We start from the raw sequence: 19,316 nt of genomic DNA on the forward strand, positions 1-19,316 counted from the left end.
TCGTACGGATCTTCGTGCGCGGGCGGTGCTGCGGTTCTCCCGGCCGCCTCCCGCGCGGGCCCCGGCCGGCGAGCGGGACCGGGCCCGGTCAGCCGGCGGCGGGCACCTTCTCGGCGGTCGCGACCGCCTCGACGGCGGCGGGGACCGGGGAGGGCTTCGCCCGGCGCGGCAGGAGCAGGGCGAAGGCGGCGGCCAGGGCGACGGCGCCGGCGCCGATCCACAGGGCGGGGATGGTGCCGTCGGTGAAGGCCTGCGGGGATTCGTAGCCGCCCTGGGCGGAGAAGACCGAGGCCAGGACGGCGACGCCGAGGGCTCCGCCGACCTCGCGCAGGGCGCTGTTGGTGCCGGAGGCCTTGCCCTGGTCGGCGGGGACCACCGTGGACATCAGGACGTTGGCGGAGGGGGCGAAGTAGAGGGCCATGCCGATCCCGCTGAGGATCAGCGGCGGCAGCTGGGCGACGTAGGAGACGTCCGTGCTCAGGACCGCCGCGAACCAGCCGAGGCCGAGGGCCTGGAACGCCAGGCCGGCGGCGACGACGGGACGGCCGCCGATGCGGTCGGAGAGGATCCCGGCCAGCGGCGCGACGATCATCGGCATTCCGGTCCACGGGAGCATGCGCAGTCCCGCCTCGGTGGGCGAGTACCCGGCGACGCCCTGGAGGAACTGGCTGAGCAGGAAGATCGAGCCGAACATGCCCAGGAACATCAGCAGGCTGGCGATGTTGATCCCGAGGAAGCCGCGGTTCTGGAAGAGCCGCATGGGGAGCATGGGGTTGGCGTGGGTGAAGCCGTGGTGGATGAAGCCGCCGATGAGCGCGGCTCCGACGATCAGGCCGGTGAGGACCGGGGCACTGGTCCAGCCCTCGGAGTTGGCGTTGACCAGGGCGTAGACGATGCCGAAGAGGCCGCCGCTGATGAGCAGGGTGCCGGGGATATCGAGGCGGGCGCCCGGAGCGGTGGACTCGGCGAGCCGCAGACGGGCGAGCGGTATGAGCGCCAGACCGATCGGGACGTTCAGCCAGAAGATCCACTGCCAGGAGATGTGCTCGGTGAGGCTGCCGCCGATGAGGGGGCCACTGGCGACGGCGAGGCCGGTGACGGCGCCGTAGATGCCGAGGGCCATGCCGCGGCGGGCGGCCGGGACGGCGGCGGTGAGCAGGGTGAGGGTGAGCGGCATCATGATCGCGGCGCCGACGCCCTGCACGGCGCGGGCGGCGATCAGCGCGTCGATGCCGGGCGAGAGGGCGGCCGCGGCGGAGGCGCCGGTGAAGACCGCGAGGCCGGCGATGAAGAGCCGGCGGCGGCCGAAGCGGTCGCCGAGGGCGGCGCCGAACATCAGGAGGACGGCGAAGGTGAGCGTGTACGCGTTCACCGTCCACTCCAGGTCCTCCAGCCGGCCGCCGAGGTCCTCGCGGATGGCGGGGAGGGCGGTGGTGACGACCAGGTTGTCGAGCGCGGCCATGAAGCTGGCCACGCCGGTGAGGATGAGGGCCCAGACGGCGGGCCCCCGGAGCTTGGTGTCCGTGTCGTGCATGTTCACGATTCCCCCTGGGGATAGTTAGTTATTGCTGACTAACTTTTGCGGACAAAAAGGCGCGCACGGCAGGGCGCACCCCGGCATCACGCCTCCAGACGACCCGTGGCGCGGGCCGACGGATAGAGACCCTCCCAGACCCGGTGCTCGGGCGGGAACCCCATGGCGGCGAGGGTGTTGATCAGCATTCCGTACGCCATGAAGGTCGTGGTCTCGTTCGGATCGGCGCCGAGCGCCAGATGGGCGGTGTCCCAGAGCTCCACCCAGCCGGCGCGGACGACCTCACCGAACTCGTGGTCGCCGGCCGCTTCTGCGGCGGCCACGGTGACGTAGACCTGGAGCTGCATCTGGAGCTTGTCCGGGTCCTCGGCGATCAGCCGGGTGTACGCGTTGGCCATGGCCTGCAGCGCCTCTTCACCGTGCAGCCCTTCGGAGGCACCGGCGAAGACGTCCCGCGACTCCTGCAGACAGCGCGCGGAGGCGGCCAGGAAGATGGCCTGCTTGTTGGGGAAGAGCCGGAAGAGATACGGCTGCGAAACACCCACCCGCTTGGCGATCGCCTCGGTGGAGGTCCCGTAGTAACCACCCCGAGCGAACTCGTGCAGCGCCGCACGAATCACGCTCTCCCGCCGCTCATCTGCACTCATCCTCGCCATGCCACAAAGTTAGTGCTCAATCACTAACTTCGTCAAGGGGCGAGCCCGGGCTTCGAGAGAGGGAGCCCCCTCCCCGGCCACAGACGGCCGGCAGCCGCTGAGAGATGCGAAACCGCGTAGCGATCTGATGCGCCCCCCGACCGGGCCGCCGGCCACCGGCACACCTGTCCCTGCCTTGATCGCCCGGCCCGTTCTTTGGGGGGTTTCCCGGCTGTCTTCGATTTTCCGTGGCGGGACGGTCGGTCAAGGGTGGCCGCAGGCCATCGCGCAGCGACGCGACGAAGGAGCGCCCTTGAGGGACCGTCCCGCCACGGAAGACGATGAGACCGACGGGAAACCCCGCAGAGGCTCCGCCCCGGCGACGAGTCCCAAGGCGAGCGCCAACAGCGGGCCCCAGCGGAGGCACCCCGGCACCTCCGCCCACCCCCACCTCAGGACCTCAGCACCTCAGGACCTCGGCACCTCAGGCCAGTTCGACCACCGCGCGGGACATGCCCAGGACCTTCTGGCCCGCGCTCATGGCCGTCACGTCGACCCGGACGCGGTTGTCGTCCAGCTTCGCGGCGACCTTGGCGGTGACCTCGATCAGCCCGCCCCGGTCGTCGTTCGGGACCACGACGGGCTTGGTGAAGCGCACGCCGTATTCAACGACCGCACCCGGGTCGCCGACCCAGTCGGTGACCACACGGATCGCCTCGGCCATGGTGAACATGCCGTGCGCGATCACGTCCGGCAGTCCGACCTCCTTGGCGAACTTCTCGTTCCAGTGGATCGGGTTGAAGTCGCCCGAGGCGCCGGCGTACTGGACGAGCGTGGCGCGCGTCACGGGGAAGGACGCCGCCGGCAGCTCGGTGCCGACCTCGACGTCGGCGTACTGGATCTGCGCTGCCATGTCAGGCCTCCTCGGGGGCGCGGGAGACGAGCTTCGTCCACGCCGTCACCACGTGCTCGCCGGTCTCGTCGTGGACCTCGCCGCGGATGTCGATGATGTCGTTGCCCGCCATCGACTTCACGGCCTCGATGGTGGAGGTCACCGAGAGCCGGTCACCCGCGCGCACGGGGCGGGAGTACGCGAACTTCTGGTCGCCGTGCACGACGCGGCTGTAGTCCAGACCCAGCTGCGGGTCCTCGATGACCTGGCCGGCCGCCTTGAAGGTGATGGCGAACACAAAAGTCGGCGGCGCGATCACATCGGAGTAGCCGTACGACTTGGCGGCTTCGGCGTCGGTGTAGACGGGATTGGCGTCACCCACCGCAACCGCGAATTCGCGGATCTTCTCCCGGCCGACCTCGTACGGATCGGTGGGCGGGTAGCTCCGCCCCACGAAGGACTGGTCGAGAGCCATGCTCACTACCTCCTGATGAAGGGACACGAAAGACACAAAGACAAGAAGAAAGAAGACGAAGAGGAAGCCGAAGCCGAAGCTAAGGATGCCGACCACGGAAACGACACAAGGCCGCCCCCCAATGAAGGGGACGACCTCATGACGGTGCCTGTTATCGAGACTTCGCTGGGGTCAGCGGGTCTCGCGGTGCGCGGTGTGCGAGTTGCAGCGCGGGCAGTGCTTCTTCATCTCAAGACGGTCCGGGTTGTTACGCCGGTTCTTCTTGGTGATGTAGTTCCGCTCCTTGCACTCCACGCAGGCCAGCGTGATCTTCGGGCGGACGTCGGTGGCAGCCACGTGAGTGCTCCTTGACGGAAATTGGGACGGATGAACGCATACAAGAGTAGCCGACCGGGAGACCGACCCCGCAATCGGCTACTGTGTGTAGCGGCGACCGGACTTGAACCGGTGACACAGCGATTATGAGCCGCTTGCTCTACCGACTGAGCTACGCCGCTTTGATGTGATCAGCTCCCCACCCGAGGGTGGGGAACCTCTCTCACCAGAGCCCCAATGCGGAATCGAACCGCAGACCTTCTCCTTACCATGGAGACGCTCTACCGACTGAGCTATTGGGGCGAGCGATGAAGACATTACACGGTTGCCCGCCGATCGCCCAAATCCTTTGCGGGGACCGGGCTCCGAGGGGGTTCCGAAGCCCTTCTCGATCAACCCACCCACCCCTTCCACCCCACTCCCGCCCCACTTTGCGGGCGAAATGTGTGCGGGCTCACACTCGCGCGGGCGTCGAACGCGCGCCTCGCCCGCGCCCGAACCCGTACCGCACGGGCGTGGGTTGGAGTCGGCCGGAGCGGAACCGAGCCGGCCCGGCCCGGCCCGGCCGACGGGGGCGCACGCGCGGGCGCTACGGCGTACGGGCACCACACCGGTACGACTATTGCGCTCTTCCGTGAAGCGGGGTGCGCCGCGCCCTAGGCTCTGAGCACGCTGCGTGATCTTGGGCCGTGGGCCGCGGCCAGGGCCCAGGAACCGCCCGAGCCACCGCAGGAGCGCGATGTCCGACAGCCAGCCGCAGCAGCCGTTCCAGTCCCCCCGTAGTGGCAACGGCAACGCGGCCGCAGCCGAGGCCACCACCCTGCTGCTCGCCGGGGCCCGCCTCACCGACGGCCGGACCGTCGACGTCCGCCTCAGCGGCGGCCGGATCCAGGCCGTCGGCACCGCGGGCAGCCTCCCCGCCCCCGCGCTCTCCCGGGTCGACCTGGGCGGCTACCTGCTGCTCCCCGCCCCCGCCGAGCCGCACGCCCACGGGGACACCGCGCTGACCGCCGACGGCGAGGGGCCCGTCTCCTACACGCCGGACGAGGTCCAGCGCCGGGCCACCGAGGCGGCCCTGCTCCAGCTCGGCCACGGCGCCACCGCCGTGCGTTCCCACGTACGCATCGGCGATGTGCACGGGCTCGGCCCGATGGAGGCCGTGCTCCAGGCCCGGCGCTCCCTGCGCGGGCTCACCGACCTCACCGCCGTGGCCGTCCCCCGGTTGCTGACCGGGGTGGCCGGCGCGGACGGGCTCGCCATGCTCCGGGACGCGGTCAAGATGGGCGCCTCCGTGATCGGCGGCTGCCCGGACCTGGACCCGGACCCGACGGGCTTCCTCGAAGCCGTCCTGGAACTCGCCGCCGAGCACGGCTGCCCCGTGGATCTGCACACGGACGGTGACGATCCCGGCCGCCTCTCCCGGCTCGCGGCGATGGCCGGCGGGCTGCGCCCCGGGGTGACCATCGGCCCCTGCGGGGGTCTGTCCCGGCTCCCCCTGGACGCGGCGGCCCGCGCCGCCGACCAGCTGGCGGCGGCCGGCGTACGGGTGACCTGCCTGCCCCAGGGCGACTGCGCGGCCCTGGAGCGCCGCGGCCTGCGCACCGCGCCCGTACGCCTGCTGCGGGCCGCCGGCGTCCGGGTCGCGGCCGGCAGCGGGGCCCTGCGGGACGCCGGTAACCCGGTCGGCCGGGGCGATCCGCTGGAGGCCGCGTACCTGCTGGCCTCCCAGGGCGGCCTCCGGGCGGGCGAGGCCTACGACTCCGTCAGCGCCTGCGCCCGCGAGGCCATGGGCCTGCCGGAGGTGCGGGTGGAGGCCGGTTTCCCGGCGGAGCTGCTCGCCGTACGCGGGGACCGGATCGCGGGCGTGCTGTCCCTCGCGTACAGCCGGATCGTGATCCACCGCGGGCGGGTGGTAGCCCGTACGAGTGCCGTACGGGAGTACTGCGACTCGGCGGTCGCGGTGGCGCTCGACCTGCCCCGGCAGGGCCGTACGGAGCCCGGTCCCTGAAGTTCGCCGTGCGTTCGCGGGCGTGGGCGCCCGGCTCGTCGTACGGTCGGGACATGCGCATCGTCATCGCGGGTGGACACGGTCAGATCGCGCTGCGGCTGGAGCGCCTGCTCGCCGCGCGCGGGTACGAGGTCGCGGGCATCATCCGCGACCCGGCACAGGGCGACGACCTCAGGGAGGCGGGGGCCGAGCCGGTGCTCTGCGACCTGGAGTCGGCCTCGGTGGAGCACGTGGCCGGGATCCTGCAGGGCGCGGACGTGGCGGTGTTCGCGGCGGGCGCGGGCCCCGGCAGCGGCATCGGGCGCAAGGACACCGTGGACCGGGGCGCGGCGGTGCTGTTCTCCGATGCGGCCGAACGGGCCCGTGTGCGGCGCTTCCTGATGGTCTCTTCGATGGGCGCGGACGCGCACCACGGCGGTGACGAGGTCTTCGACGCCTATCTGCGGGCGAAGGGCGAGGCCGACGACCACGTGCGCACCCGGCTGGGCCTGGAGTGGACGGTCCTGCGCCCCGGCTCGCTGATCGACGACGCCGGGACGGGTCAGGTCCGCCTGGAGGCGCAGACGGGCCGTGGGGCCGTTCCGCGCGACGACGTGGCGGCGGTGCTGGCCGAGCTGGTCGAGACCCCGGCGACGGCCGGCCTGACGCTGGAGCTGGTCTCCGGTTCGACCCCGGTCCAGGTGGCCGTCAAGGACGTGGCGGGCAACTGAGGCCGCCCCGACGGCCACCCGGGCGGTGGTTCGGAGGTGGTGAGGAGGTAGTTCGGAGGTGGTTCGGACGGTGGCTCAGAACCCGGCGTTGACCTTGTCGTCGGACCGCGCGACCGAATCCTGCTGGTACCGGTCCTCGTAGGCCTGCCGGATCCGTTCGATGCGCGTGCTGCGCTCGTCAGCCTCCTTCTCGGGGTACAGCAGGACCACCTCGTACGAGGTCTCGCGGACGGTCTTGCCGTCCTTGCCCCGCCACTGGCCGTACCCGTCGTGGAGGGTCAGTCCCTCGGGGAAGGCGGGGGTGATCTCCGCGTCGAGGAACCGCATGAACTCCCGCTCCTCGACGGGGCCCCGGCCGTCGGCTCGTTCGGTGCCGAAGTACAGCCGGGTCTCCTGGTACGGATCCCCCACGTCCGTGTGCAGGGCCGCTCCCATCAGAGCCGGAATCCCCGCGCCGAGCAGGGCGACGAGCACCCCGCCGCCGACCTTCCCCCGTGTATCAGTTGTCCATTTCACTCCGGGTGAACGAACAGGAGCCCGCGACGATGCGGTCGATGGGCCGACGGTGGGCCCCGGGCCCGGCGGGCGGCCGTCATGGCCTCCCCAGGCGCCGCCCCCACCAGGGATCGTCAGGGGCGGCGTACGGATCGTTGAGGGTACGGGCGAGGAACCGCGCGTCGAGCGGCGCGAGCACCGCACGCAACTCGCGCCGGGCGCGCGGCGGGAGGAGCAGGCAGACGGTCTCCAGTGAGCCGCGGCAGTAGAGCAGCGAGTCACAGCACCCGAGGTCTTCGTCCAGGCGGGGGTAGATGATCCACGGTCCCCGCTGGTACACGGTCCGGCGCCAGTGGTTCACGGCGCTGTGCGTCATGCCGTGCCAGTACCGGCGGCGTTCGACGCGGGCTATCGCGGCGAGCGTGGACGAGGAGACCCCTGGAACGGCGCCGCGCTCGGCCGACCGGGGCGTTCTGGCGGGCAGGTCCATCCTGACCTGCGAAGGTGCCTTACGCGGCACGGGCCTTTCGGCTGCTGATGTGGGTCACACGGTCAGCATGCCGCAGCCGTGGTGCCGCCGCCCGGTGTTTTTCGCCGTCGGGCCATGGCGAGAAGCCCGCCCGGCCCTGGTCGTCGGGCGGGGGACGGGCTTCTGGCCGGTGTGCGGTGAGCGGGTGGGGTTACCAGTAGATGACCGCGTACCCGTCGCCGCCGTCCTTGCCGCGGGAGCCGGAGTGGCCGATGGCCCGGGTGGCGCCGCCGCCGCGGCCGCCGTCGCCACCTTCTGCGGCACCTGCCGGGAGCTCGACGATGCCGTCGGCGGTGCCGCCGCCGGTGCCGTCGGCTCTGCCCGGGTCGCCGGACACGTTGACGCCGCCCGAGGAGCACCATCCGCTGCCGCCCTGGCCGGGCGTGCCGGGGTCGCCGGGACCGCGGTCCGCGGCGGTGCCGCCCCCGCCTCCGGTGCCGCCGGTGGCGGTGAGGAGCACGGTGGCGGTGGAGGCCACGGTCAGGGACGTGGTGGTGCCCGCGCCGCCGTCGGTGCCGTTCACGCCCGGTGCGCCGCCGAGGCCGTTGGCGCCGCCGGTGCCGACGTCCACCCCGTAGTCCGTTCCGGGAACGACCGGGATGACGCACCAGGTGAAGCCGCCGCCACCGCCGCCACCGCCGGTGCCGCCGGTGTTGTTGCGCGGGGCTTCGGCGGCGGCGCCGTCTCCGTCCGCGGTCGGGTTGCCGCCACCGGGGTTGCCGCCACCGGGGTTACCGCCACCGGGGTTACCGCCACCGGGGTTGCCGCCGGGCCCGTTCCCGTTCCCGTTGCTGCGGGCGGAGCCGCCGCCACCGCCGCCGCCACCGCCGGCGCCCCACGCCTGGACGAACACCGAGGTGACGCCCTCGGGCGGCGTGAAGGTGTTGTCCGAGGTGAACTGCCGCAGACCGTGGAGGACCTCGGGGAGCTTCTTGAGGTCTCCGTGGCCGTGCTTCTTGGGCTCGGTCACCTTGGCGTTGTGCTGGTCCGACGGCTTGGGTTCGTCCGCGGACGCGGTCGGTGCCACCGCGATCAGCTGGCCGGTCAAGGCCGCGGCCGCGGCGATGGAGGCGAGCAGAACCCGGGAACGCCCCCGGGGCCGTTGAATCGTCGCCGTCTGATGCTTCAGGTTCATGGCTTCCTTACCCGCCGACGCCGAGGGCTGCCGCGGGAGTGCGATGGGAGGGTGCGTGGGCCATCGGTTGCCCTGTGGCCCTGTGAGTTCTTCACGCGCCGCCCATCCGACCTGCTGCCGACGCGGCGGGGGCGCTGGCAGGGCCGAGGCTGTGACCCAGGCAGGTGAGTAGTTCATCTGACCGGAGCAATTCGAGGGCGGGAGCCGTTTCCGCCGCACCCGGGGCCGACAGAGATGACGTGTGGGTCGGCGACCTCGGCGTCCCGCCCCGCGGAATTGGCGCGGGGCGGGGCCTTGCTGCGCAGGGCCGGGGGACGAACGGGCGACCGCCATTCGAATGCAATCTCAGAGCGTCCCCGTCAGGGTGCGGGAGATGACCCGACGCGAGCGATACCACTCGTACGTCTTGCCGGGCTCCATGATCGGTTTTCTCCTCCTCTCCACGTGCAGGGAGAGGAGCAGGAGGGCTGCCCGGCTTGTAACCGAGAGGAAGGGCATCGATGAAGAATCGTCTCGTACTCGCTGGATGTGCCGTGGCGGCAAGCGTGGGCATGTGCATGGCGGCCTCGCCGGCCATGGCGCAGGCGCCGAACAAGGTGAGCATCGCCTGTGGCGACGTCGCCGCGCTCATCACCGCCGTCGAGCAGGCGAATACGAATGCCGCGGGCGGCACGATCAACCTGGCCAAGGACTGTGCGTACCGCTTCGAGGACGACTTCGGCGATTCGGGCATTGCCCTGCCGGCCATCACCGGGAACGTCGCGCTCGTCGGCCACAACTCGACCCTGATCCGCTCGGTCAGCGGCGGCAACCCCCTCTTCCGCCTCCTCCAGGTCGACGAGGGCGGCACCCTCACCCTCAAGGGCCTCACCGTGACCGGTGGCCGTACCGAGGGCAACGGCGCCGGCATCGCCAACGCGGGCACCCTGCGCCTGGAGGACAGCAAGGTCGCCGGCAACCAGGCCGGCGGGAACGGCGGCGGCATCTCCAACGAGGGCGGCGACGTCACCCTCGTCGACACCGAGATCCTGACCAACGTGGCCACGTCCCCCACGGACGACCCCGGGGACGGCGGCGGCCTCAGCAACAGCGCGAACGGCACCCTCACGCTCACCAAGAGCACCGTCGCCGGCAACACGGCGGACGAGAATGGCGGCGGCATCCAGAACGAGGGCACGCTGACCGTCGAGCACACCCTCATCACGAACAACGAGGCCCGTGACGGCAGTGGCGGCGCCATCAACAACCTGGGCACCGCGACCATCAAGCACAGCAAGCTCATCGAGAACTGGGCCGGTCTCAACGGCGGGGCCGTCAACAACGCCGCGGGCGGGTCCCTGGAGATCCAGCAGTCCGCCCTCGCCAACAACAAGGCGGGCAACGACGGCGGCGCCGTCAACAACGCCGGCACCGCGACGCTGAAGAAGACCAAGGTCGAGTCGAACTCGGCCGGGCGCGACGGCGGCGGCATCAACAACGCGGAGGAGGCGGGCGGCGACGCCACGCAGCTGACCCTGGAGCACACGACGGTGGCGGAGAACCGCGCCGCGGGCGTCGGCGGCGGCATCAACAACCAGGCCGGCGCGGTCGTGACCCTCAAGGAGAGCAAGATCGTCAAGAACCTGCCCGCGAACTGCGCCGGCACGGTCGCAGGCTGCTCCTGAGGCCCCCACCACGGCGCTGAAGCCGGCGCGGCCGTAGCCCCGTGGTCCCGGCGTTAACGAGGAAGCCCCTCTGATCTGCGTTTCCGCAGATCAGAGGGGCTTCTTTCGCGTGGCGGCGCCAGGGTTCGAACCTGGGTAGGCTGAGCCGGCAGATTTACAGTCTGCTCCCTTTGGCCACTCGGGCACACCGCCAAGATTTGCTGCCATTTTTTCCACCTTGCGGCGGCGCTCCCTGGCAACGACGTAAACGATACCTGATGACCGGGGGTGCTTCGCCACCGGATTGATCAGCGTTGCGGGTGGGCGCGGTGGCTAGGCTTTGCGGAGCGGGCCGGGCATGTCCGGCCGCGCCCTCCGGGGCGATCACAACCGACTTCAAGGAGCCACAGCACATGGCCGACTCCAGTTTCGACATCGTCTCGAAGGTCGAGCGGCAGGAGGTCGACAACGCCCTCAACCAGGCCGCCAAGGAGCTCTCGCAGCGCTACGACTTCAAGGGCACCGGCGCCACGATCGCCTGGTCCGGCGAGAAGATCCTCATGGAGGCGAACTCCGAGGAGCGTGTGAAGGCCGTCCTCGACGTCTTCGAGACCAAGCTGGTCAAGCGCGGGATCTCGCTCAAGGCGCTGGACGCCGGCGAGCCCCAGCTGTCCGGCAAGGAGTACAAGATCTTCGCCACGATCGAGGAGGGCATCTCCCAGGAGAACGCCAAGAAGGTCGCGAAGATCATCCGGGACGAGGGTCCCAAGGGCGTCAAGGCCCAGGTCCAGGGCGAGGAGCTGCGCGTCAGCTCCAAGAGCCGTGACGACCTGCAGGAGGTCCAGGCGCTGCTCAAGGGCAAGGACCTGGACTTCGCGATCCAGTTCGTGAACTACCGCTGACCCAGGTCCGAGACCTGCCACCACGCCGGCCCGGCGGTCCTCACCGACCGCCGGGCCGCGGCGTGTGCGGGGGTGCGGGGGTGTGTGCGGGGCGTGTGCGGCGCACGCGCCACCGTGGACTCCTGTGGGTACTTGGGCCGCGGTGAGTGCGCCCACCAGGCTGAGGGCATCGCATCACCGCGCGGCAGGGGGTTCTCGCATGTCTGGGGCCGGCACGTTTCGGGATGACTTCGGGGCGTCCGTCGTCGTCGCGCTGGTCGCGTTGCCGCTGTGTGTGGGGGTGGCGGTCGCCTCCGGGGTGCCAGCCGAGCTGGGGATCGTCACCGGGGTGGTCGGGGGGCTGGTCACCGGATGGTTCCGCGGGAGCTCGCTGCAGGTGAGCGGGCCCGCGGCCGGGCTCACCGTGCTCGTCTACGAGGCGGTGCAGACGTACGGCCTGCCCGCCCTCGGGGTGCTGGTGCTGGCCGCGGGGGTCCTGCAGCTGGGCATGGGGGTGCTGCGGCTCGGGCGGTGGTTCCGGGCGATCTCGGTGGCCGTCGTCCACGGGATGCTGGCCGGGATCGGGCTGGTCCTGATCTCCGGGCAGTTGTACGCCCTGGGCAGCGTGGAGGCTCCGGGGCAGACCCTGGCGAAGCTGGGCGGTGTGCACGAGCTCGGGGCTCGGGCCGACTGGGTCGCGGTGCTGCTCGGGGTGGGGACGATCGCCGCCATGGTCGCCTGGCGCCGGGTGCCCGCCCGGTTGCGGATCGTGCCCGGGGCGCTCGTCGGGGTGGCCGCCGCCACCGTCGCGGCCGCCCTGCTGCGACTGCCCGTCGAGAAGGTGCGGGTGACGGGCGTGCTGGCGGCCGTGTCCCCGCCCGGCTGGGGCGATTTCGACGTGCTGGCCTCCGTCGGAGCGGCCGGGACCGTGGTCGCACTGGCGCTGATCGCTTCCGCCGAGACGCTGTTCAGTGCCGCCGCCGTGGACCGCATGCACGACGGGCCGAGGACGGAGTACGACCGGGAGCTCATCGCGCAGGGTGTCGGCAACAGCGTGTGCGGGCTCCTCGGGGCGCTGCCGATGACCGCCGTGATCGTGCGCAGCGCGGCCAATGTGGAGGCCGGCGCGCGCACGCGGGCGGCCAGGGTGATGCACGGCGGCTGGCTGCTGCTGTTCGCGGTGGCGTTCCCCCGGGTGCTGGAGATCGTCCCGCTCGCCGCGCTGGCCGGGGTGCTGCTGCACGCGGGCTGGAAACTGCTGCCGGCCAAGGCGGTGGCCGCGCTGTGGCGGACGCATCGGGGCGAGGCGGTGGTGCTGCTGGCCACGGCCTCCGCGATCGTGGTGACCAACCTCTTCGAGGGGGTGCTGGTCGGGCTGGGGCTCGCCGTCGCCAAGGCGGCCTGGGAGACCTCCCACGTGCACATCGAGGAGGTGTGGGAGGAGGAGGGGCTGTCCGTGCGGATCGTGGGGAACGCCAGCTTCCTGCGGCTGCCCAAACTGCTCGACGCGCTGGACGCGTTGCCGCACGGGCAGCCGGTACGGCTCGATCTGAGCGGGCTGCGCCACCTCGACCACGCTTGCCTGACCGCCCTCGAGGGCTGGGAGCGGATGCGGGCGCCGCTCCCCGGCCGGGAGGGCGTCATCTAGCCGGGCTACCCTCCGCCCGTGGACCATCAGCTGAAGCGCACCCTGGGTGTCTCCGACGCCGTCGTCGTCGGGCTCGGCGCGATGGTCGGCGCCGGTATCTTCGCGGCCCTCGCCCCGGCGGCGCGGGCCGCGGGCGAGGCGCTGCTCGCCGCGCTCGCCCTGGCGGCGCTCGTGGCCTACTGCAATGCGCACTCCTCGGCGCGGCTCGCGGCCCGCTACCCGGCCTCGGGCGGCACCTACGTCTACGGGCGCGAGCGGCTCGGGCCCTTCTGGGGCCATCTGGCGGGCTGGGGGTTCGTGATCGGCAAGACCGCGTCCTGCGCGGCGATGGCCCTCACCGTGGGCGCGTACGTCTGGCCCGGGCAGCAGCATGCCGTGGCCGTCGCGGCGGTGGTGGCGCTGACCTCCGCGAGCTACGGCGGTGTTCAGAAGTCCGCCCGGATCGCCCGGCTGATCGTGGCGGTGGTACTGGCGGTGCTGGCCGGGGTGGTCGTGGTGTGCCTGTCCTCCGGCGCGGCCGGAGCGGGGCGGCTGGGCGGTTCGGACTGGGACGCCGCCGGGCTGTTGCAGGGTGCCGGTCTGCTGTTCTTCGCCTTCGCGGGCTACGCCCGGATCACCACCCTGGGCGAGGAGGTGCGCGACCCGGAACGGACGATCCCGCGGGCGGTGCCGCTCGCGCTGGGGATCGCGCTGCTGGTGTACGCCGCGGTGGCGGTGGCGGCGCTGTCGGTGCTCGGCGCCGACGGGCTGGCGCGGGCGGCGGCCCCGCTCGCCGACGCGGTCCGGGCGGCCGGGCGGCCCGAACTGGCCCCGGTCGTACGGGTGGGCGCGGCCCTGGCCGCGCTGGGCTCGCTGCTGGCCCTCGTGCTCGGGGTGTCACGGACCGTGCTGGCGATGGCCCGGGACGGTCATCTTCCGCGCGCGCTGGCCGCCGTACATCCCCGGCATCAGGTGCCGCACCATGCGGAGCTGGCAGTGGGTGCGGTCGTGGCGGTGCTCGCGGCCATCGCCGATGTGCGGGGCGCGATCGGCTTCTCCTCCTTCGGAGTGCTCGCCTATTACGCGATCGCGAACGCCTCCGCGTGGACACTCGATTCAGGTGTCAAGGGGCGGACCGTGGCAGCGGTCGGGCTGTCCGGCTGTGTGGTGCTGGCCTGCGCGCTGCCCCTCGCGTCGGTGGTCGCGGGGGCGGTGGTGCTGGCACTCGGCGCGCTGGCCTACGGGGTGCGGAGCCGGCTCAGATCCGGGATCTGAATTCGGCCCAGGGCGCCAGCTCCAGGTCGCGCTCCTCCCCCAGCTCCGACTCCTCGCAGAACCAGGCGGTGCCGTCGAGCCAGCCGCGCAGCCAGCCGGCCAGGCTCGGGGTGTCGATGGACCAGGCGAGGTCCGGCTCCCCGAGGCTCGGGTCGAAGAGCAGTACTTGGGCGGTCTCGGAGCGGCAGTCCACGCAGGCGTACATGGTGCAGCCGAAGTCGGCTATCGGCAGCACGCCCTCGGGCCAGCGCCATCCGGAGGCGCGGTGCGCCTCATAGCTCTGGACGGTCTGACGCAGGGAGAGCAGCCCGCATTCGGGTCCGAATCCGCCGTCGCCGATACGGGTGTAGAGCGCGCTGAGCAGCGGCGGCAGGGCGAAGCCGAGTATGCCCTCGGCCCGGGCGATCTCCCCGCTGCCCAGCGGCGCGGGCAGCGGCCCTCCGTGCCCGCGCGCGGAGTTGCGTACGCGGTCTGCGACTTGCTCCAGCAACTGCTCGGTCTCGTTCATGCGTTCATGGTGACGCACCCCACCGACAACCCGCCCGGCCTGTGGACAACTCCGTCAGCGGGAGGCGAACGGGGCGTCCGTCGGGACGATTTCGCGGCCCAGGGGGAGCAGGGCGAGCGGGACCATCTTGAAGTTGGCGATGCCGAACGGGATGCCGATGAGCGTGATGCAGAGGGCGATGCCCGTGACGATGTGGCTCAGGGCCAGCCACCAGCCGGCCAGGACCAGCCACAGGACGTTGCCGATGCAGGAGGCGGCGCCCGCGTCGTGGCGCTCGACCGTGGTGTAGCCGAAGGGCCAGAGGGCGTAGACCGCGATGCGGAAGGCGGCGATGCCGAAGGGGATGCCGATGATGGTGATGCAGAGCAGCACGCCCGCGAGGAGGTACCCCAGGAACAGCCAGACGCCGCTCAGGACGAGCCAGATGACGTTCAGGATTGTCTTCATTGGGGGCGGCCTGCCATCTGTTCGAGCCGGGCGATGCGCTCGGCCATCGGAGGGTGTGTGGAGAACATCTTAGAAAGGCCTTCACCAGGACGGAACGGGTTGGCGATCATCATGTGGCTCGCCGTCTCCAGCCGGGGCTCCGCAGGCAGCGGGAGCTGCTTGGTGCCCGCGTCGAGTTTGCGCAGGGCGCTGGCCAGGGCGAGCGGGTCCCCGGTGAGCTGGGCGCCGGACGCGTCGGCCTCGTACTCGCGCGAGCGGCTGATGGCCAGCTGGATCACGGAGGCGGCCAGCGGGCCCAGGATCATGATCAGCAGCATGCCGAAGAGGCCGGGGCCCTCGTCGTCGTTCGACCGGCCGACCGGAATCAGCCAGGCGAAGTTCACCAGGAACATGATCACCGAGGCGAGGGCGCCGGCGACCGACGAGATCAGGATGTCGCGGTTGTAGACGTGGCTGAGCTCGTGGCCGATGACCCCGCGCAGCTCGCGTTCGTCGAGGATGCGCAGGATGCCCTCCGTGCAGCAGACCGCGGCGTTGCGCGGGTTGCGGCCGGTGGCGAAGGCGTTGGGGGCCTCGGTGGGCGAGATGTAGAGGCGTGGCATGGGCTGGCGCGCGGACGTGGAGAGCTCGCGCACCATGCGGTAGAGCTGGGGGGCCTCGAACTCGCTGACGGGGCGGGCGCGCATCGCGCGTAGAGCCAGCTTGTCGCTGTTCCAGTACGCGTAGGCGTTCGTCCCGAGGGCGATGACCACGGCGACGATCAGGCCGCCCCGCCCGAAGAAGCTTCCGATGAGGATGATGAGTGCGGACATCCCGCCGAGGAGTACGGCGGTCTTGAGCCCGTTGTGCCGGCGGTGCACGGTACGCCCTCCAAATGGTGCGGCAGGGGGAGCCCCGTCATGGGTCTGAGGGTCTACGGTCCAGTGGACCCTCCCTTCCTGGTCAACGCGAGGTGAGGGCGTCTGGTTCCCAGGGCGCACGGCGGCGGCCGCCCGCCGCCGCCCCTTCCCGGGGGCGGCGGGGCCGCGGCGGGCGTTGCTCCGTACGGGTGAGGGCGGGTGCCGCCTCGTGCGGGCTACTGCGCGAAGAGGCTGCCCGACGCGACGCGCAGGACCAGCTGCGGGGCGCCTGAGAGGACGACCGCGGTGATCGCGGTGACGACGATGGCCGCCGTCACGGGCCAGGGGGCCTTCGTACGGGTGTGCGCGCCCTCGGTGCCCGCGGCGCCCTCGGCGACCTCCGGCCCGCGGAAGAGGAGCGCGGTCCACCGCAGGTAGTAGTACAGGGCGATGACGACGTTGACCGCCATGACCACGGCGAGCCAGCCCAGTCCCGCGTCGACCGCGGACCGGAAGACGGTGACCTTGGCGAAGAGCCCGATGATGCCCGGCGGCAGGCCCGCCAGGCAGAGCAGGAAGAAGGCAAGCGAGAGGGCGGCCAGCGGACGCTCGGCGTACAGGCCGCGGTAGTCGCTGATCCGGTGGAGCGGCTTCGTACGGGCGACGAGGGCGGCCACGGCGAAGGCGCCGAGGTTCACGGCGGCGTACATGAGGGCGTAGGCGACGGTGGAGCCGATCTGGTCGCGGCCGGAGTACGCGGCCGCGGCGATCGGGACCAGCAGGTAGCCGGCCTGGCCGACCGAGGACCAGGCGAGCAGCCGTACGGCGCTGTTCGGGCGGTCGGCGGACTGGCGCAGTGCACCGGCGTTGCCCACGGTCATGGTGAGCGCGGCGAGGACGGCCAGGGCCGGACCCCAGATGTCGGAGTACGCCGGGAAGGCGATCACCGTGACGAGGATGAGGCCGGTGAAGCCGACGGCCTTGCCGATCACGGAGAGGTAGCCGGCGATGGGCAGCGGGGCGCCGACGTAGGTGTCGGGGACCCAGAAGTGGAAGGGGACGGCCGCGGTCTTGAAGGCGAAGCCGACGAGGGTGAGCGCGACGCCTGCCATGGCGAGCGTGTCGAGCTGCCCGGGGACGTCCTCGAGGCGGTCGGCGATCTGGGTGAGGTGCAGGGAGCCGGTGGCGGCGTAGACGAAGCTGACGCCCATCAGCGACACGGCGGTGGCGGTGACGGAGGACAGGAAGAACTTGAGGGCGGCCTCGGAGGAGAGCCGGTCGCCGCGGCGCATGCCGACGAGGGCGAAGGCGGGCAGCGAGGCGACTTCGAGGGCGACGATCAGGGTGGCGAGGTCGCGGGATGCGGGCAGCAGGGCCGCGCCGGCGGCGGAGGAGAGCAGCAGGAACCAGTACTCGCCGGCGGGCATGCGCGTGTCGCGGACGGCGGTGACCGACAGCAGGGCGGTGACCAGGGCTCCGGCCAGCACCAGGAACTGGATGACGAGCGCGAAGTGGTCGGCGGCGTAGCTGCAGGCCGCCGGGTCGTTGGTGAGGCAGAAGGTCGTGCGGTCGCCGGCGCGCAGCGGCAGCAGGGTGACCGTGGCGGCGGCCAGGCCGGCGACCGAGACCCAGCCGAGGAGCGGCTTGTGGCGCTCGGACACGAAGAGGTCGGCGACGAGGACGAACAGGCCGACGGCGGCGGTGATCACCACGGGCGCGATGGCGAGCCAGTCGACGGACTGGACCAGGCTGGGGGTCTCGGCGGAGAGGACCGTCAGGGCCGTCATGAGTTGCCTCCTGCGAGGAGCTTCTGGACGGCCGGGTCGGTGAGGCCGAGGAGGACCGCGGGCCATAGGCCGGCGAGGACGGTGAGGGCGACGAGGGGGGTCCAGGCGGCGAACTCGTAGCGCTGGATGTCGGCGACGGCGAGCTCGGGGCCTTCCTTGGGGTCTCCCATGCAGACGCGCCGCACGACGATCAGCAGGTAGGCGGCGGTGAGCAGGGTGCCGAACGCGCCGATGGCCATGAAGGTGAGGAAGGCGGGGCGGGACAGGCCCTCGGCGGGGTCGAAGGCGCCGAAGAGGGCCAGCATCTCGCCCCAGAAGCCGGCCAGGCCCGGCAGACCGAGGGAGGCGACGGCGGCGAAGGCGAGGAAGGCGCCCATGCGGGGGGCGCGGCCGTAGAGGGCGGCGCCGGTGGCCCCGGCGAGGGTGTCGAGGTCGGCGGTGCCGTAGCGGTCCTTAAGGGCGCCGACCAGGAAGAAGAGGAGGCCGGTGATCAGGCCGTGGGCGATGTTGGCGAAGAGCGCGCCGTTGACTCCGGTGGGGGTCATGGACGCGATGCCGAGGAGGACGAAGCCCATGTGTCCGACGGAGGAGTACGCGATGAGGCGCTTGAGGTCGCCCTTGTTCCCCTTGCGGGCCAGCGCGAGGCAGGCGAGCGATCCGTAGACGATGCCGACGGCGGCGAAGGCGCCCAGGTAGGGGGCGAAGGTGGTCATGCCGTCGGGGGTGACGGGGAGCAGGATGCGGACGAACCCGTACGTGCCCATCTTGAGCAGGACGCCGGCCAGCAGGACGGATCCAACGGTGGGCGCGGCGGTGTGCGCGTCCGGGAGCCAGCTGTGCAGCGGCCACATCGGGGTCTTCACGGCGAGGCCGGTGCCGATGGCCAGGACGGCCAGCAGCTGGGTGGTGCGGGTCAGTTCGCGGCCGTTGTCAGTGGCGAGTGCCACCATGTCGAATGTGCCGCTCTTCAGTCCGATCAGCAGCAGACCGAGCAGCATGACGACGGATCCGAGCAGCGTGTAGAGGATGAACTTCCAGGCGGCTGCCTGCCGCTGGGCACCGCCCCAGCGGGCGATGAGGAAGTACATCGGGATGAGGACCATCTCGAAGGCGAGGAAGAAGAGCAGCAGGTCGAGGACGGCGAAGGTCGCGAGGGTGCCGGACTCGAGCACGAGGAGCAGCGCGACGAAGGCCTTCGGGGAGGGGCCTGCGGGGAGCTTGAAGTAGCTGTAGAGCGCGCAGAGGAAGAACAGCAGCGCGGTCATCAGGAGGAGGGGGAGCGAAATGCCGTCGACACCGAGGTGGATCCGGACGTCGAGCGCCGGGATCCAGCTGATGTCCGTCGTCGCCTGGAAGCGGGACGGGGCGTCGTGGTCGAAGCCCAGGGTGAGGGCGATGGCCGCGGCGAGGATCACGCCGGTCACGGTCACGCCGTGGCGGAGCACGGCCTGTTCGGGGCTCTTGCCCTTGAGGCCGGGCGGGGCCGGCAGGAGGGCCGCGGCGGCGCCGAGGAGCGGTGCGGCCACGATGAACGCCAGAAGGAACTGCATCACGGACGGGCTGATATCAATCACGGCTGAC

At 71.6% G+C, this 19,316-nt stretch carries 19 protein-coding genes and 3 tRNA genes; 6 read left to right on the forward strand and 16 right to left on the reverse strand.

The annotated features are described in order from the left end of the window. Positions 1–88 precede the first annotated feature (88 nt). The 7 genes from RIU97_RS16575 to RIU97_RS16605 form a co-directional block, all read right to left on the reverse strand. Positions 89–1,534 carry a DHA2 family efflux MFS transporter permease subunit gene (locus RIU97_RS16575; protein WP_404962857.1) on the reverse strand — a complete coding sequence of 482 codons (1,446 nt, stop codon included), beginning with the start codon at positions 1,532–1,534 and terminating at the stop codon, positions 89–91. 86 nt (positions 1,535–1,620) lie between these two features. Beyond that, positions 1,621–2,190, reverse strand: a complete 570-nt coding sequence (locus tag RIU97_RS16580) for a TetR/AcrR family transcriptional regulator (protein WP_404957497.1) — start codon at positions 2,188–2,190, stop codon at positions 1,621–1,623. 463 nt (positions 2,191–2,653) lie between these two features. Beyond that, positions 2,654–3,082: a MaoC family dehydratase gene (locus tag RIU97_RS16585; RefSeq protein WP_361753642.1), complete on the reverse strand. Its 429-nt coding sequence runs from the start codon at positions 3,080–3,082 to the stop codon at positions 2,654–2,656. 1 nt (position 3,083) lies between these two features. Continuing rightward, the gene (locus RIU97_RS16590; RefSeq protein ID WP_404957500.1) at positions 3,084–3,536 is read right to left on the reverse strand and encodes a MaoC family dehydratase N-terminal domain-containing protein; all 453 of its coding nucleotides are present in this window, start codon (positions 3,534–3,536) and stop codon (positions 3,084–3,086) included. A 171-nt stretch (positions 3,537–3,707) separates the two neighbouring features. Beyond that, a complete protein-coding gene (gene rpmG / locus RIU97_RS16595; protein WP_003956487.1) occupies positions 3,708–3,872 on the reverse strand; it encodes a 50S ribosomal protein L33 in 165 nt (54 codons plus the stop codon). An 88-nt stretch (positions 3,873–3,960) separates the two neighbouring features. Then, a tRNA-Met gene (locus tag RIU97_RS16600) sits at positions 3,961–4,033 on the reverse strand. A gap of 48 nt (positions 4,034–4,081) precedes the next feature. Next, positions 4,082–4,154 (reverse strand) — tRNA-Thr (locus tag RIU97_RS16605). A gap of 436 nt (positions 4,155–4,590) precedes the next feature. Here RIU97_RS16605 and RIU97_RS16610 point away from each other — a divergent pair. Both RIU97_RS16610 and RIU97_RS16615 read left to right on the forward strand, forming a co-directional pair. Further along, positions 4,591–5,859 carry an amidohydrolase family protein gene (locus RIU97_RS16610; protein WP_404957502.1) on the forward strand — a complete coding sequence of 423 codons (1,269 nt, stop codon included), beginning with the start codon at positions 4,591–4,593 and terminating at the stop codon, positions 5,857–5,859. A gap of 53 nt (positions 5,860–5,912) precedes the next feature. Next, positions 5,913–6,569: an SDR family oxidoreductase gene (locus tag RIU97_RS16615; RefSeq protein ID WP_404957504.1), complete on the forward strand. Its 657-nt coding sequence runs from the start codon at positions 5,913–5,915 to the stop codon at positions 6,567–6,569. A gap of 75 nt (positions 6,570–6,644) precedes the next feature. On the opposite strand, the gene RIU97_RS16620 is transcribed toward RIU97_RS16615, so the two are convergent. From RIU97_RS16620 to RIU97_RS16630, 3 genes are all read right to left on the reverse strand, one after another. Further along, positions 6,645–7,043 (reverse strand): DUF3574 domain-containing protein, encoded by a 399-nt coding sequence (locus tag RIU97_RS16620; RefSeq protein ID WP_404957506.1) that lies wholly within the window; start codon positions 7,041–7,043, stop codon positions 6,645–6,647. Positions 7,044–7,161: 118 nt separating this feature from the next. Further along, the gene (locus RIU97_RS16625; protein WP_404957508.1) at positions 7,162–7,554 is read right to left on the reverse strand and encodes a hypothetical protein; all 393 of its coding nucleotides are present in this window, start codon (positions 7,552–7,554) and stop codon (positions 7,162–7,164) included. A 190-nt stretch (positions 7,555–7,744) separates the two neighbouring features. Then, on the reverse strand, positions 7,745–8,728 hold the full coding sequence (locus RIU97_RS16630; protein ID WP_404957510.1) for a hypothetical protein: 984 nt from the start codon (positions 8,726–8,728) through the stop codon (positions 7,745–7,747). Between the two features lie 533 nt (positions 8,729–9,261). On the opposite strand from RIU97_RS16630, the gene RIU97_RS16635 reads away from it, so the two are divergent. Beyond that, a complete protein-coding gene (locus RIU97_RS16635) occupies positions 9,262–10,392 on the forward strand; it encodes a hypothetical protein (protein ID WP_404957512.1) in 1,131 nt (376 codons plus the stop codon). Positions 10,393–10,502: 110 nt separating this feature from the next. Here RIU97_RS16635 and RIU97_RS16640 read toward each other — a convergent pair. Next, positions 10,503–10,584, reverse strand: a tRNA-Tyr gene (locus RIU97_RS16640). Between the two features lie 200 nt (positions 10,585–10,784). Between RIU97_RS16640 and RIU97_RS16645 the strand changes: the two genes are divergently transcribed. The 3 genes from RIU97_RS16645 (at position 10,785) to RIU97_RS16655 (ending at position 14,154) form a co-directional block, all read left to right on the forward strand. Then, on the forward strand, positions 10,785–11,273 hold the full coding sequence (locus tag RIU97_RS16645; RefSeq protein ID WP_030009008.1) for a YajQ family cyclic di-GMP-binding protein: 489 nt from the start codon (positions 10,785–10,787) through the stop codon (positions 11,271–11,273). A gap of 199 nt (positions 11,274–11,472) precedes the next feature. Then, on the forward strand, positions 11,473–12,900 hold the full coding sequence (locus tag RIU97_RS16650) for a SulP family inorganic anion transporter (RefSeq protein WP_404957515.1): 1,428 nt from the start codon (positions 11,473–11,475) through the stop codon (positions 12,898–12,900). An 18-nt stretch (positions 12,901–12,918) separates the two neighbouring features. Beyond that, on the forward strand, positions 12,919–14,154 hold the full coding sequence (locus tag RIU97_RS16655) for an APC family permease (RefSeq protein ID WP_404957517.1): 1,236 nt from the start codon (positions 12,919–12,921) through the stop codon (positions 14,152–14,154). Here RIU97_RS16655 and RIU97_RS16660 read toward each other — a convergent pair. From RIU97_RS16660 to RIU97_RS16680, 5 genes are all read right to left on the reverse strand, one after another. Continuing rightward, the gene (locus tag RIU97_RS16660; RefSeq protein WP_404957519.1) at positions 14,138–14,662 is read right to left on the reverse strand and encodes an SMI1/KNR4 family protein; all 525 of its coding nucleotides are present in this window, start codon (positions 14,660–14,662) and stop codon (positions 14,138–14,140) included. The two genes, RIU97_RS16655 and RIU97_RS16660, sit on opposite strands and share 17 nt — an antisense overlap. 54 nt (positions 14,663–14,716) lie before the next feature. Beyond that, a complete protein-coding gene (locus RIU97_RS16665; RefSeq protein ID WP_404957521.1) occupies positions 14,717–15,109 on the reverse strand; it encodes a YccF domain-containing protein in 393 nt (130 codons plus the stop codon). Then, the gene (gene htpX, locus RIU97_RS16670) at positions 15,106–15,969 is read right to left on the reverse strand and encodes a zinc metalloprotease HtpX (RefSeq protein ID WP_361753665.1); all 864 of its coding nucleotides are present in this window, start codon (positions 15,967–15,969) and stop codon (positions 15,106–15,108) included. Before htpX ends, RIU97_RS16665 begins: the two co-directional genes overlap by 4 nt. A gap of 215 nt (positions 15,970–16,184) precedes the next feature. Further along, a complete protein-coding gene (locus RIU97_RS16675) occupies positions 16,185–17,735 on the reverse strand; it encodes an NADH-quinone oxidoreductase subunit N (protein ID WP_404957524.1) in 1,551 nt (516 codons plus the stop codon). Further along, the gene (locus RIU97_RS16680) at positions 17,732–19,285 is read right to left on the reverse strand and encodes a NuoM family protein (protein ID WP_404957526.1); all 1,554 of its coding nucleotides are present in this window, start codon (positions 19,283–19,285) and stop codon (positions 17,732–17,734) included. Before RIU97_RS16680 ends, RIU97_RS16675 begins: the two co-directional genes overlap by 4 nt. Between the last annotated feature and the right edge of the window lie 31 nt (positions 19,286–19,316).

The organism is Streptomyces sp. 147326 (assembly GCF_045000215.1).
Classification (GTDB): domain Bacteria; phylum Actinomycetota; class Actinomycetes; order Streptomycetales; family Streptomycetaceae; genus Streptomyces.